Here is a 14,353-nt window from a genome sequence, read left to right on the forward strand (position 1 = left end):
ACAAAACACTGTGGGAGAGTGAGCGGGACTCTTGAGTTCTCGAGTGCACGAGAGGGCCTCATCGCTGGCAAGCCAGCTCCCACAGGATGTGCGTGAAATCCGGATGTGTGGTCACCACAAAACACTGTGGGAGAGTGAGCGCGATTCCTGAGTTCTCGAGTGCACGAGAGGGCCTCATCGCTGGCAAGCCAGCGCCCACAGGATGTGCGTGAAATCTGGATGTGTGGTCACCACAAAACACTGTGGGAGAGTGAGCGGGACTCTTGAGTTCTCGGGTGCACGCGAGGGCCTCATCGCTGGCAAGCCAGCTCCCACAGGATGTGCGTGAAATCCGGATGTGTCGAGTGCACGAGAGGGCCTCATCGCTGGCAAGCCAGCTCCCACAGGATGTGCGTGAAATCCGGATGTGTGGTCACCACAAAACACTGTGGGAGAGTGAGCGGGACTCTTGAGTTCTCGAGTGCACGAGAAGGCCTCATCGCTGGCAAGCCAGCTCCCACAGGATGTACGTGAAATCCGGATGTGTGGTCACCACAAAACACTGTGGGAGCTGGCTTGCCAGCGATGGGGCCTATTCAGACAACACAAGATCAGAGGCTGCCCTCACTCAACAACCGATACCCAACACCCGCCTCGGTCACGATAAACCGAGGCGCGGTCGGATCATCCGCCAGCTTCTGCCGCAAATGCCCAACCACGATCCGCAAGTAATGACTGTCGTCGGTATGGGTCGGCCCCCAGATGTCCTTGAGCAACTGCTGCTGGGTTATGACCCGCCCGGGATGGCGCGCCAGTTGCGCCAGCACGGCATATTCCTTGCGGGTCAGCGCCACTTCGATGCCTTCGAGCAGCACGCGGCGATACGCCAGATCCACCGTCAGCGGGCCGAAGGTCAGCGCCGCTTGTTGGGCTTCGCCCGCCGGTGCCTGACGCAACAGCGCACGTATCCGCGCCAGGAACTCTTGAATGCCGAAGGGCTTGGTCACGTAGTCATTGGCGCCGCCATCCAGCGCTTCGACTTTTTGCCCCTCGCTGGCACGCACCGACAGCACCAGCACGGGCGCCGTCGACCATTCGCGAAACTCGCGTAAAACCTGCTGGCCGTCCATGTCCGGTAAACCGAGGTCGAGCACCAGCAGGTCCGGCTTGTTCAGCGCGGCCTGCGCCAACCCTTCGGCACCGGTGCCGGCCTCCAGCACTTTATAGCCTTGGGAAGCGAGGCTGATGCGCAGGAATTTGCGGATTTGCGGTTCGTCGTCGATGACCAGAATGGTCGCGGTCTGGCTCATGGGTTCACATCAACACAAAGAAGTGGCAAGAGAGTAACGCAAGCACGATCAGGCTTCACTTTCGGCTGTTAACTTTCAAAGGCTGGCTGCTCCTGCAACGGCAAGTGCAAGGTGATGCAGGTGCCGCGCCCTTCGATGCCATCGGCCACGCTGATCCGCCCGCCATGGGCGCCCACCATGCCCTGACAGATCGCCAAACCCAGCCCGGTGCCCTGCCCGCCACGGTCGCCGCGCGCTGCGGTGTAGAACATGTCGAAAATTTTTGCCCGTTCCGCTTCCGGAATCCCCGGCCCTTCGTCGCTGACCGAGAAAAACAGCTCCTTGTCGTCCACCCCGGCGCGCAGTTGCAAACGACCGTGGGCCGGTGAAAAGCGTGCGGCGTTCTCCAGCACGTTGATCAGCGCCTGCTCGATCAGCGCGGCATGGACGTAAAGCAGCGGCAACTGCGCCGGAACATCAGTGCTGACTTGCAACGGTGCCAGTACCGCGCGCAAGCGACTCAGCGAACTGCCGACGATGTCAGCCGGCGACACCCAGTCCCGCGCCAGCTTCAGGGCGCCGTGCCCGAGTCGGGTCATGTCCAGTAGATTCTGGATGTAGCGGTCGAGACGTTCGGCTTCATCGCGGGTGCCTTCGAGCAATTCCCGGCGATCCTCCAGCGGGATCGCTTCGCCGAGCGCCAGCAGACTGTCGATGCTGCCACGCATGGAGGTCAGCGGCGTACGCAAATCGTGGGACACCGACGCCAGCAAGGCACTGCGCAATTGCTCGGTTTCACCGTGCAGCCGCGCCGCTTCCAGATCATCCGCCAGTTGTGCGCGCGCCAGCGCCTGCGCCAGCGGCTGGCTCAGCGCCGTCAACAAACGGCGGCGCTGGCCACTCAGGGTCCGGCCTTCTTTCGCACACACCCCCAGCAACGCCAGCGGGCCATCCTCTACCGACAACGGCCACCACCACCAGCGCCCGAACGGCAATGTGCCGGTGCCGGCGCCAGCGGGTTGGTCGTGTTGCCAGGCCCAATCGGCGGCGGCGCGCTCGGCTTCGGTGAATTCCAGCGGGCCTCCGGTTTCGACTTTCCAGCCACTTTGACCGTCACGATTGAGCAGGCACAGCTGCAAATCACTCCAGCCATTGAGGTGCTGGGCGGCCGCGCTGACCACGGCCTGACGGTCGGTGGCGGCGGTCAGTTTGCGCGACAGGTCGAGCAGCTCAGTGGTTTCTTCCTGGGTGTCGCGCAGCGCCTGCAGCTGTCGCCGTTGCCGCGCTGCAAGGTTGCCGGTGAGCGCGGCCATCAACAGGAAAAACAGCAGGGTCAGCACGTCTTCTTCGCGCTGGATGCTGAAGGAAAAATTCGGGGGGATGAACAGAAAGTCGTAGGTCAGAAACGACAGCGCCGCACAGACCAGCGCCGGGCCGAGACTGCTGCGCACCGCCACCAGCAGCACCGCGGCGAGGAACACCAGGGAGATATTCGGCAGCGGCAAAACGCTCGCCACCGCCCAGGCCAAGGCAGTGGCCAACAGCGTCGCGACCACGGCCAGGGCATAGTCGAACCACACCAGCGCCTGCATCGAACGCTGGCGTGGCTGATGTTGTTCGTGATCGCTGTCGAGGACGTTGATTTCCAGCCCGCGGGCATTGCGCAACAAGCGCGCCGCCAACCCGCCGCCGAACACGCGTCGGCGCCAACGTGGCCGCGACTGGCCGACCAACACCAGGCTGGCTCGACGTTCGGCGGCGTGCTGGATCAGGGTTTTCGCCACCTCGCCGGCCCGCAGCAATACCACTTCGCCGCCCAGGCGTTCAGCCAGTTGCTGGGCACTTTGCAGGCGCAGGCGCGATTGCTCGTCCCGCACGCTGCCGTTGTCCACATGCACCAGGCTCCACGGCAGATGCCGACGCTGGGCAACACGGCTGGCATGGCGCACCAGCCGTTCGGCCTGGGCATCGCCATCGACACCGACCAACAAGCGACCGCGCACCGTCGGCGCCGCCTGGCCCATCTGGCGATAGCCCAGGGTCAGGTCGTTATCGACCTGTGCGGCGGCGGTTTGCATCGCCAGTTCGCGCAGGGCTGTGAGGTTGGTCTGGGTGAAAAACGCGTCGATGGCCGCCCTCGCCTGCTCCGGCACGTAGACCTTGCCATCGCGCAGACGCTCAAGCAGTTCCCGTGGCGGCAAGTCGATCAGCATAAGCTCGAAGGCTTCTTGCAGCACCCAGTCCGGAAGGGTTTCGCGGACCTGCACACCGGTGATGCCGCGCACCTGATCGTTGAGGCTTTCCAGGTGCTGGACGTTGACGGTGGTGAACACGTCGATGCCGGCGGCAAGCAGTTCCTGAATGTCTTGCCAGCGTTTTTCATGGCGGCTGCCGGGCGCGTTGGTATGGGCCAACTCATCCACCAGCACCAGCTTCGGTTTGGCGGCCAGCAACCCATCGAGGTCCATTTCTTCGAGCATCACGCCACGGTATTCCGAGCGCACCAAGGGTTGCTGTGGCAGGCCGCCCAGCAACGCTTCGGTTTCCGCCCGGCCGTGGGTTTCGACCACGCCGGCAATGACTTTCACACCCTGGCGCAGCTGGATGTGGGCCGCTTGCAGCATGGCGTAGGTTTTACCCACACCGGGCGCGGCGCCGAGGAATACCTTGAGCCGGCCACGGCCATTGCGGGGCAGGTCTGCTAACAGCGCGTCGGCGCGGCCGGAGTTGCTCATGTCTGGGAATCTCTTTTTTTCAGATGTTCATGTAGTGGCTGTTCTGCCGTCTTCGCGAGCAGGCTCGCTCCCACCGGGGGACGCATGCCCATGTGGGAGCGAGCCTGCTCGCGAATGGGATCACCGCCGATCTACAGGTTTTCCAGTGCCCGATTCAACTCAAGCACATTCACCACCGGTGGCCCCACCAGCGGCTGCTCGATATGAGCGTCGAGCAGGTTCTGCAGGGTTGCCACGGGCACATTCCTGGCCGCCGCAACACGCGCCAGTTGATAGGTAATCGCGGCCGGTGGCAAGTGCGGATCGAGACCGCTGCCGGAGGTGGTGAGCATGGCCAACGGCACCGCCCCCTGGCCAGGCACCAGCAGCTTGTTGGCGTCGTCGATCACCCGAGTCGCCAGCGCCGGGTTGCTCGGCGACAGGTTGCTGGCACCGCTCGACACCGTGGCAAAGGCACCCGCCGATGGCCGTGGATGAAACCAGGCGTCGCCGACGAAATCCTGGGCGATCAGTGACGAGCCGCGGACCTTGCCGTCGGCATCGCGTAGCAGGCTGCCGTTGGCCTGGTCCGGGAAGGCGACCTGGGCCACGCCGGTCACCACCAGCGGATAAGCGACGCCGGTGATCAGGGTCATCAGGACCAGCAGGCTCAGGGCCGGGCGTATCATTGTGGACATTTCAAAATCCTCGAATTCTCTAAAAACACACATCACCTGTGGCGAGGGAGCTTGCTCCCGCTCGACTGCGCAGCCGTCGTAAACCTGGTAAATGTGATGCGCCTGAACAAATGCGGTGTCTGGGTTGGGGCTGCTTCGCAGCCCAGCGGGAGCAAGCTCCCTCGCCACAAAAAGCCCCTCTCCAGCCACCCGCTACCCGCTAAACCAGATGCAACGCCGTCAACAGCATGTCGATCGCCTTGATGCCCACGAACGGCACCAAAATCCCGCCCAGCCCATAGATCAGCAAATTGCGCCGCAGCAACGCCGCCGCACTGGCTGCGTGCACCCGCACACCGCGCAGCGCCAATGGAATCAGCACCACAATGATCAGCGCGTTAAACACGATGGCCGACAGAATCGCGCTCTGCGGACTGCTCAAGTGCATGACGTTCAGCACGCCCAGTTGCGGGTAGATCGCCGCAAACAGCGCCGGCAAAATCGCGAAGTATTTGGCCACGTCGTTGGCGATCGAGAACGTGGTCAGCGCGCCGCGGGTCACCAGCAACTCCTTGCCGATTTGCACCACGTCCAGCAGCTTGGTCGGATCGCTGTCGAGGTCGACCATGTTTGCCGCTTCGCGGGCCGCTTGCGTGCCGTCGTTCATCGCCATGCCGACGTCCGCCTGGGCCAGGGCCGGGGCGTCGTTGGCACCGTCGCCGCACATGGCGACCAGGCGACCGTCGTTCTGTTCGTGACGGATGCGCGCCAGTTTTTTCTCCGGGGTGGCTTCGGCCAGCACGTCGTCCACGCCCGCCTCGGCGGCAATGGCGGCGGCGGTCAGCGGGTTGTCGCCGGTGACCATGACGGTGCGAATCCCCAGTTTGCGCAACTCGGCGAAACGTTCGCGGATGCCGGGTTTGACCACGTCCTTGAGGTGGATCGCGCCGAGCAATTTACCGTCGGCGCAGACCAGCAACGGGGTACCGCCACTTTGCGCGATCTTGTCGATTTCCCGCGACAGGGCCGGGGCCAGATCAGCGCGTTTCATACCAACAAAGGTCAGCAGCGAATCCACCGCGCCTTTGCGGTAGACGCGCCCCTGATAATCGACACCGGACAAACGCGTCTCGGCACTGAACGGCACGGCGGTCAACAACTCGGCGGCCGGTTCCGGTTGTGGTTGAGTACCACGCAGGTACTCGACGATAGATTTGCCCTCAGCGGTGTCATCGGCCAGCGACGCGAACAACGCACCTTCGGCCAGCTCCTGGCTACTCACGCCCGGGGCCGCAACCACTGCAGTGCAACGACGGTTACCGAAGGTGATGGTGCCGGTCTTGTCCAGCAGCAGCACGTGCACGTCACCCGCCGCTTCCACCGCACGTCCCGACTTGGCGATCACGTTGAGGCGCACCAGACGATCCATGCCGGCAATCCCGATGGCCGACAACAGACCGCCGATGGTGGTCGGGATCAGCGTGACCAACAGCGCCACCAGGAACACCAGCGGCAGGCTGCCATTGGCGAAGTGGGCGAACGGTTGCAGGGTGACCACGACTATCAGGAAGATCAGGGTCAGGCCGATCAACAGGATGTCGAGCGCCACTTCGTTCGGGGTTTTCTGGCGTTTGGCGCCTTCGACCAGAGCGATCATGCGGTCTAGGGTCGATTCGCCAGGGTTGGCGGTGATCTTCACCAGCAGCCAATCGGACACCAGTCGCGTGTTACCGGTGACGGCCGAGCGGTCGCCGCCGGACTCACGAATCACCGGCGCCGATTCACCGGTAATCGCCGCCTCGTTGACGGCCGCGATGCCTTCAATCACTTCGCCGTCACCGGGAATCATCTCCCCCGCTTCGACACGCACCACATCGCCCTGGCGCAGGCTGGCGGCGGGCACCACTTGAAAGCTGCCGTTGCTGGTTTTGCGCCGGGCGCTCAAGCCTTCACTGCCGGCCTTGAGGCTATCGGCGCGGGCCTTGCCGCGACCTTCGGCCAGGGCCTCGGCAAAGTTGGCGAACAGCACGGTGAACCACAGCCACACGGCGATTTGCGCAGCGACGAAGGTCGGCACCGCCGCGTCGGGAATGAAGCACAGCACGGTGGTCAGGATCGCGGTCAGTTCGACCACCAGCATCACCGGCGCACGCTGCAGTTGCCGTGGGTCGAGCTTGACGAAGGCTTGTACCAGCGCCGGGCGCCAGAGGGCCGAGATCGCGGTTTTCGGTTGCTCCGGCGCCTTGGCGGCGACCGGTTTGGTTGCGGGCATATTCATCAAATAGTCCTCAGAAGCCCATGCTCAAATGTTCAGCGATAGGGCCCAACGCCAGGGTCGGCAGGAAGGTCAGGCCGCCCACCAGCAAAATGGTCACGGTCAGCAGGGTCACGAACAGCGGGCCATGGGTCGGGAAACTGTTCTGGCTGATTGGTGCGGGTTTCTTCATCGCCAGGCTGCCGGCCAATGCCAGTACCGGGAGGATGTAGCCGAAACGGCCGATCAGCATGCCCAGGCCCAGCATCAGGTTGTGGAACGGGGTGTTGGCGCCGAAGCCACCGAACGCCGAACCGTTGTTGGCACCGGCCGAGGTGTAGGCGTAGAGCAACTGGCTGAAACCGTGGGCGCCGGGATTGGTTACCGAGGCCACAGGCCCGGGCAGGCTGGCGGCAATCGCGCCCAGCACCAGTACGCCAATCGGCATGACCATCAAGGTCACCACCAACAACTGCACTTCCCTGGCTTGCAGTTTCTTGCCGAGGTATTCCGGGGTGCGCCCGATCATCAGGCCGGCGAGGAACACCGCGATCAGCACGTTGAGCAACATGCCGTAGAGCCCGGCGCCGACACCACCGAAGATCACTTCGCCGACCATCATGTTGACCAGCGCGACCATCCCGCTCAGCGGGTTAAGGCTGTCGTGCATGCCGTTGACCGAACCGTTCGATGCCGCGGTGGTGGTCACCGACCACAGCACGGTGGCGGTGGTGCCGAAACGCGCTTCCTTGCCTTCCAGCGGCGCGGTCTGTTCGACGGCGGCGTTGTTCAGGATCGGATTCGGCTGATATTCAGCCCACATGGATGTCGCGCCGCCGATCAGGAACAGCGCCAGCATGCAGGCGATGATTGCGCGGCTCTGACGCAGATCCTTCACGTAATGACCGAACGTGAACACCAACGCGGCAGGGATCAGGATGATCGAGGCCACCTCGAACAGGTTGCTCCACGCCGTCGGGTTTTCGAACGGATGCGCCGAGTTGACGCCGAAGAAGCCACCCCCGTTGGTCCCCAGTTGTTTGATCGCAATCTGGCTGGCAGCCGGGCCGAGCGGGATCACTTGATCAACACCCTGCATCGTCACCGCATTCACATATTGCGCGAAAGTTTGCGGCACGCCTTGCCACACCAGGTACAACGCCAGCAACAGGCACAGAGGCAGCAGGCCGTAGAGGGTGGCGCGGGTCATGTCGATCCAGAAGTTACCCAAGGACTGGCTGGACTTGCGACCGATACCGCGGCACAGCGCAACCAGCACCGCGAGCCCGGTGGCGGCGCTGACGAAATTCTGCACGGTGAGGCCGAGCATCTGGCTCAGGTAGCTCAGCGATGCTTCACCGCTGTAGGACTGCCAGTTGGTGTTGGTCATGAAGCTGACGGCAGTGTTAAACGCCTGCGTCCACTCCAGACCCGGCAGATTTTGCGGGTTGAGCGGCAAGTGATCCTGGAACAGCAAAATCGCGAACAACAGCAAAAAGCCCGCGAGGTTGAGCGCGAGCAAGGCCAGCGCGTACTTCTGCCAGCTCTGCTCCGCCTGCGGATCGACACCCGCCAGGCGATAGCAGCCGCGCTCCACCGGGCCGAGAACCGGCGTCAACCAGGTGCGCTGGCCTTCCATGACCTTGTAGTAGAAGCGCCCGAGAAACGGCGCCGGGACCAACACCAACGCGAAAAACGCGAGGATCAGCCAATAGTCATAACTGTGCATAGCCGCTCCTAGTTCCGGTCCGCGCGCAACAGCGCAACCAACAGATAAATGAACAGCCCCACTGCCAACAGCAGTGACACCCCGTCCAGAACGCTCATGGAAATTCTCCGTGTTACGGCGTATTGCCGCGTGTGGAGTCATTGTCGGGAGGGAGGCTGTAAAGGAACGAGACCGAGGGTGCGGGTGGGGCATAAAGAATGCGTAAAGAGTGGGTTTATGCGGGGGTTACAGGGGTGTCAGGACAAGCCTCTTCGCGGGCAAGCCCGCTCCCACAAAGGAACGCGTTCGTCCCTGCACAGCAAAAACCTGTGGGAGCGGGCTTGCCCGCGATGACGGCACAACAGACAGCAATGCCCTTTACTGACGCACAAAAATCTCACATCCCGCAGCGAACATCCCCGAAACGACACCTTTTTACGCTTTACGACTGCCATCACAACACTGGCACGCCCACTGCACACGCCCTCCCCCGAGCTTTCCAATCCGTTCAGGGAGCAAACGCATGAACACACAACTCAAACCCACGCTGGGCACGTTGCACCTGTGGGGCATTGCGGTCGGGCTGGTGATTTCCGGGGAATATTTCGGCTGGAGTTATGGCTGGGGTGTGGCCGGAACGCTGGGCTTTCTGGTGACCTCGTTCATGGTCGCCACCATGTACACCTGTTTCATCTTCAGTTTCACCGAGCTGACCACCGCCATTCCCCACGCGGGCGGGCCGTTTGCCTACAGTCGTCGGGCCTTTGGCGAGAAAGGTGGCTTGATCGCCGGGCTGGCGACACTGATCGAATTCGTCTTCGCCCCGCCGGCCATCGCGTTGGCCATTGGCGCCTACCTCAATGTGCAGTTCCCAGCCCTCGATCCAAAGCACGCGGCGGTCGGCGCCTACATCGTATTCATGGGGCTGAACATTCTTGGCGTGAAGCTGGCAGCGACGTTTGAGCTGGTGGTCTGCGTACTCGCCGTGGCGGAGTTGCTGGTGTTCATGGGCGTGGTTGCGCCGGCCTTCAGCTTCAGTAACTTTGCCCTCAACGGCTGGGCCGGGTCCGATGTGTTCGGCGCACCGGCGATTGCCGGGATGTTTGCGGCGATCCCGTTTGCGATCTGGTTCTTCCTCGCCATCGAAGGCGCGGCCATGGCCGCCGAAGAAGCCAAGGACCCGAAACGCACCATTCCAAAGGCCTATATCAGCGGCATCCTGACCCTGGTGTTGCTGGCCATGGGCGTGATGTTCTTTGCCGGCGGCGTCGGCGACTGGCGCACCCTGTCGAACATCAACGACCCTCTGCCACAGGCGATGAAGACCGTGGTCGGTGAAAACTCCGGCTGGCTGCACATGCTGGTGTGGATCGGCCTGTTCGGCCTGGTCGCAAGCTTCCATGGAATCATCCTCGGCTACTCGCGGCAGTTCTTCGCCCTCGCTCGCGCGGGTTACTTGCCGGCGTCGCTGGCCAAGTTGTCACGCTTCCAGACACCGCACCGGGCGATCATTGCCGGCGGCGTGATCGGCATCGCGGCGATCTACAGCGATGGCCTGATCAACCTGGGCGGCATGACGCTGACGGCGGCGATGATCACCATGGCCGTGTTCGGCGCCATCGTGATGTACATCATGAGCATGCTCAGCCTGTTCAAACTGCGCAAAACCGAACCGAACCTGGAGCGCACGTTCCGCGCGCCGTGCTACCCATTTGTGCCGTTCATTGCACTGCTGCTGGCGGTGGTGTGCCTGGTGGCCATGGCCTGGTTCAACACGCTGATCGGGCTGATCTTCCTCGCCTTCATGGCGGTGGGTTTCGTGTACTTCATGCTCACGGCGCAACTGCGCGCGGACGCACCGGCGGATGCGATGTTGACCGGTCTGTGATGCAGCACGGGTGATCCTGGCATATCAGGCATAGAATGGAGTCATTGCGATGGAACTCTTGGGAAATCACATCGCTCAAAATGATATGCACGAGCACATGGCGAAACCTTCGCCATGTGACCTGCCTTCAAGGAGAGTCCCATGCCCTGGTATGCCTGGTTAATTCTGGTGATAGCCATCGGCTCTATCGTTGGCGGTTTGATGATGCTGCGCGACACCGCCAACAAGGTTGAGCTGACCGATGAACAGCGCAAACGCGTCGCCGAACGCAACGCGGAAGCGGACGCCAAGGAAGCGCAGGACCGCTGACAAAAATGTCCTGTCATTCATCTCGAATGACAGGACATTGTTTTTTCACTTCTCCCTGTCGGCCCTGGCGATGTGCATCCGCGCAGGCCGTTGTAAACGGCGCTCGAGCTGACTCCAGCCTTCGCGCAACGAATTCTCCAAGCGATAAATTTCTCAGCGCCCGAGTCATCAATGCTCGTGCAAGCACCACAACACGTTTGGATCAGATTCGATGCATCTGCATGCTTTTTAGCAGTAGAAGTACAGTCACCATCCAATTTTCATTGGTTACTATGGGGGTGCATTGATGGGGAGATATCAGATGCGTTACTCGCAGGACCATAAAGCCCAGACCCACCAACGCATCATCAAGGAAGCTTCGGAACGCTTTCGCCGTGACGGTATCGGCGCGACCGGTCTGCAACCCTTGATGAAGGCGCTGGGCTTGACTCACGGTGGCTTTTATTCGCACTTCAAGTCCAAGGACGAACTGGTGGAAAAGGCGCTGCAAGAAGCAGGCAAACAGGTGGATGGGTTATGTGCCCAGATATTCGCTTCGGATCGCCCGCTGGAAGTATTCATCAATACTTATTTGTCCGAATGGCACCAGACTTCGCCCCATGAAGGGTGCCCGCTGCCGACCATGTCGTCGGAACTCGGCATGCGCGGGCAGCCGAGTCCCACTTCCGATGTGGTGCTGAATGCGCGCCTTCAACAAATCCAGGACACGCTTGCGGGTGAAAACACGGTAGAACGCAGCATCGTCATCATGTCGACACTGGTGGGGGCTTTGCTGCTTTCGCGCAGTGTCGAGAACCGCGAGCTGGCCCAGCAGATTCTCGACGTCACGCGCACCCACTTGAACCAGACCGAGACTAGTCCTTCCAGCGTTTGAACAAGACGCTGGCATTCACCCCGCCAAAGCCAAAGCCGTTGGACAATGCGTACTCGATGTTCATCGGCCTGGCTTTACCGTGAACAATGTCCACGCCTTCGGCGGCAGGGTCCGGATTATCGAAATTCAGGGTCGCCGGTACGACCTGATCTCTGATTGCCAAAAGGGTGAAGATCGCTTCAATACCGCCCGCAGCACCGAGCAAATGCCCGGTCGCCGATTTGGTCGATGTCACCGCAATCTTGTTATCTGCACCGAATAACGACTTGATCGCCGCCAACTCGCCCAAGTCTCCAACGGGCGTTGAGGTTGCATGAGCATTCAGATGCTGAACCTGCCCCGGCGAAATACCGGCCTGAGCCAACGCCAGCGACATCGCGCGACGCGCACCACTGCCATCCTCCGGGCCTGCGGTCAGGTGATACGCATCCGCACTGGTGCCGTAGCCGACCAGCTCCGCCAGCGGTTGGGCGCCTCGGGCCAAGGCGTGTTCCAGTGACTCGATGACCAGCAAGCCCGAGCCTTCCCCCATGACGAAGCCATCGCGCCCACTGTCGAACGGCCGCGAGGCGCGCTCCGGGGTGTCGTTGTAGCCACTGGACAACGCACGCGCCGCTGCAAAACCGGCAAGACTGACCCGGTCGATCGCCGCTTCGGTACCACCACACACCGCGATGTCCGCCTCACCGGAACGAATCAATCGCGCCGCATCGCCGATCGCCTGCACCCCGGCGGCACACGCCGTCACCGGCGCACCCAACGGTCCTTTGAAACCGTGCTGAATCGACACATGCCCCGCTGCCAGGTTGACCAGGAACGACGGAATGGTGAACGGCGACAAACGCCGTGGGCCACGGCTGTCTGTTGTGCGCACGGCATCGGCAATCGCACCGAAGCCACCCACACCCGAGCCGATAATGGTCGCCGTACGTTCCTGGGCGTCGGCAGTCTGCGCCTGCCAACCGGCCTGTTCCAACGCCTGACGCGCCGCTTCCATGGCGAACAAAATGAAACGGTCCATCTTCTTCTGTTCTTTGGGCGGCGTTGCCCGGTCCGGGTCGAACCCCGCTTCGGCATCGTCCGCCACCGTCGGCACCGCCCCCCCGACCTTGGCCGGCAAATCGGCGACCACCGCGTCCGGCAGGTTGCGCAACCCGGAACGCCCGGCCAACAGGCGCGCCCAGACCGCTTCGACCCCGCTACCCAGCGGAGACACCAGCCCCATCCCCGTTACAACCACTCGACGATCACTCATACCGCAACTACCTCATGCCGATTGATGGCGCTCATTTGTAACGCGCAGCGGCCTGGCTTTTGGAAAGGTTCGGTGCCATGACCAGACGTGCCGCGACAAAAGCATCCCAGTCGGCAGCATTTGGCAGTGACGGAATGGTCACCAGCTCACCTTGATCCAGGCCCGCCAACGACGCGTCGACCATTTCACCCGCTTCCATGACCATCTCCGCCGGAATCTGCGTAGCGTCGATTCCGGAGCGCTCCCAGATTTCGGTACGCGTCACGCCCGGCAGCACAGCCTGAACCTTGACCCCGGTGCCATCGAGCTCGGCGTTCAAGGATTGAGTCAGGCTCAACACATAAGCCTTGCTGGCGCTGTAAGTGGCATTGAAACGCTCGGGGAACAACGCCACCACCGACGCAATATTGATAATCGTGCCGCGGCCAGCCTTGGCAAAACTGGCTGCTGCCGCCGAGGCCAAACGGGTGACCGCCGTGACGTTCAGTTGAATCAGTCTCTCCAGCAGATCGTTATCGGCATTGGCCAACAAGCCATCCGCCGCGACACCCGCATTGTTCAGCAGCAGGCTGATGCTGGAATCGCTGCGCAGGCGCTGCTCAAGCTTGAGCACGTCGTCTTTCTGCGTCAGGTCCGCTTTCAACACTTCGACCTGAACACCGTACTCATCCCGCAACGTGCTCGCCGCTTCCTCCAGCCGCTGCTGATCGCGAGCGACCAGCAACAGATCAAAACCACGCGCCGCCAGACGCTGCGCATACACCGCGCCGATACCGGAAGATGCACCCGTGACGAGGGCCGTGCCTTGGGACTGAGTAGAAGTCATGACTATGCTCCAGGGAAATGCTTGAAGGGAAAGCCAAGCGCCTGAGGCTCAGGACGCTTCGACGGAAATCGAAATAATTATAGGCATAATTTAAGCGGCGTATGATAGCCATAATTTAAATAGAGCCGACAAAAGGCAAAACCTCGTAGCGGTGGCCAGAAAGCAAAAAGGCCGATCAATGACCGGCCCCTGACGCTGACTTACAAGCTTAGTTCACCTCTAGCTTCTCGCGATTTTTATCCAGAATGGCTTTGCCAATTCCCTTCACCTCGAGCAGCTCGTCAATGGACGCAAAAGGTCCATTGGTTTCCCGATACGCAACAATCGCCTTGGCCTTGGCTTCTCCCACACCGGCCAATTCGCGTTGCAAGGTTGGCGCATCGGCGACATTGAGGTCGAGCTTGCCGGACTGCGCCGTGGCGGAAACCTCTTGCGCCAACGGCGCGTCATTCACTGACGGCGTGACGGCCGGCGCAGCAATGACGGCAACAGAGGCGCTGGTAAGGAGGGCAAAAACCAGAGAAGTGAAATAGCCGGTACGCATAAATGAAGCTCCATGACATCGATTGAGAAAGCAGCT

At 61.7% G+C, this 14,353-nt stretch carries 12 protein-coding genes; 3 read left to right on the plus strand and 9 right to left on the minus strand.

Translation table 11 applies throughout. The features are described from left to right. Nucleotides 1-590: 590 nt before the first annotated feature. The 6 genes from M5G20_RS22330 to kdpF all read right to left on the minus strand — a co-directional run bounded on the left by M5G20_RS22330 (nt 591) and on the right by kdpF (nt 8,740). On the minus strand, nt 591-1,289 hold the full coding sequence (locus tag M5G20_RS22330; RefSeq protein ID WP_273920919.1) for a response regulator: 699 nt from the start codon (nt 1,287-1,289) through the stop codon (nt 591-593). A 68-nt stretch (nt 1,290-1,357) separates the two neighbouring features. Next, a complete protein-coding gene (locus tag M5G20_RS22335) occupies nt 1,358-4,003 on the minus strand; it encodes a sensor histidine kinase (protein ID WP_273920920.1) in 2,646 nt (881 codons plus the stop codon). Nucleotides 4,004-4,134: 131 nt separating this feature from the next. Continuing rightward, nucleotides 4,135-4,680 carry a potassium-transporting ATPase subunit KdpC gene (gene kdpC, locus M5G20_RS22340; protein ID WP_150732430.1) on the minus strand — a complete coding sequence of 182 codons (546 nt, stop codon included), beginning with the start codon at nt 4,678-4,680 and terminating at the stop codon, nt 4,135-4,137. 199 nt (nt 4,681-4,879) lie between these two features. After that, nucleotides 4,880-6,937, minus strand: a complete 2,058-nt coding sequence (gene kdpB / locus M5G20_RS22345; RefSeq protein ID WP_273920922.1) for a potassium-transporting ATPase subunit KdpB — start codon at nt 6,935-6,937, stop codon at nt 4,880-4,882. Nucleotides 6,938-6,947: 10 nt separating this feature from the next. Next, nucleotides 6,948-8,642 (minus strand): potassium-transporting ATPase subunit KdpA, encoded by a 1,695-nt coding sequence (kdpA, locus tag M5G20_RS22350; protein WP_273920924.1) that lies wholly within the window; start codon nt 8,640-8,642, stop codon nt 6,948-6,950. Between the two features lie 8 nt (nt 8,643-8,650). Beyond that, nucleotides 8,651-8,740, minus strand: a complete 90-nt coding sequence (gene kdpF, locus M5G20_RS22355) for a K(+)-transporting ATPase subunit F (protein WP_007899818.1) — start codon at nt 8,738-8,740, stop codon at nt 8,651-8,653. A 404-nt stretch (nt 8,741-9,144) separates the two neighbouring features. Here kdpF and eat point away from each other — a divergent pair, with 404 nt between their 5' ends. From eat to M5G20_RS22370, 3 genes are all read left to right on the plus strand, one after another. Next, complete coding sequence (eat, locus tag M5G20_RS22360) at nt 9,145-10,509, plus strand: ethanolamine permease (protein ID WP_273920925.1); 1,365 nt, start codon at nt 9,145-9,147, stop codon at nt 10,507-10,509. A 141-nt stretch (nt 10,510-10,650) separates the two neighbouring features. Continuing rightward, on the plus strand, nt 10,651-10,818 hold the full coding sequence (locus M5G20_RS22365) for a DUF2897 family protein (RefSeq protein WP_150732426.1): 168 nt from the start codon (nt 10,651-10,653) through the stop codon (nt 10,816-10,818). Nucleotides 10,819-11,119: 301 nt separating this feature from the next. After that, the gene (locus tag M5G20_RS22370; RefSeq protein ID WP_273920926.1) at nt 11,120-11,692 is read left to right on the plus strand and encodes a TetR/AcrR family transcriptional regulator; all 573 of its coding nucleotides are present in this window, start codon (nt 11,120-11,122) and stop codon (nt 11,690-11,692) included. On the opposite strand, the gene fabF is transcribed toward M5G20_RS22370, so the two are convergent. From fabF to M5G20_RS22385, 3 genes are all read right to left on the minus strand, one after another. Continuing rightward, nucleotides 11,673-12,947, minus strand: coding sequence for a beta-ketoacyl-ACP synthase II (fabF, locus tag M5G20_RS22375; protein WP_273920927.1), 1,275 nt, complete (start codon nt 12,945-12,947; stop codon nt 11,673-11,675). The two genes, M5G20_RS22370 and fabF, sit on opposite strands and share 20 nt — an antisense overlap. A gap of 31 nt (nt 12,948-12,978) precedes the next feature. Then, nucleotides 12,979-13,773: an SDR family NAD(P)-dependent oxidoreductase gene (locus tag M5G20_RS22380; protein ID WP_273920928.1), complete on the minus strand. Its 795-nt coding sequence runs from the start codon at nt 13,771-13,773 to the stop codon at nt 12,979-12,981. A gap of 208 nt (nt 13,774-13,981) precedes the next feature. After that, a complete protein-coding gene (locus M5G20_RS22385) occupies nt 13,982-14,317 on the minus strand; it encodes a ComEA family DNA-binding protein (RefSeq protein WP_273920929.1) in 336 nt (111 codons plus the stop codon). Between the last annotated feature and the right edge of the window lie 36 nt (nt 14,318-14,353).

Origin of the sequence: Pseudomonas sp. TNT2022 ID1044 (assembly GCF_028656895.1) — a bacterium.
Lineage (GTDB): Bacteria > Pseudomonadota > Gammaproteobacteria > Pseudomonadales > Pseudomonadaceae > Aquipseudomonas > Aquipseudomonas reinekei.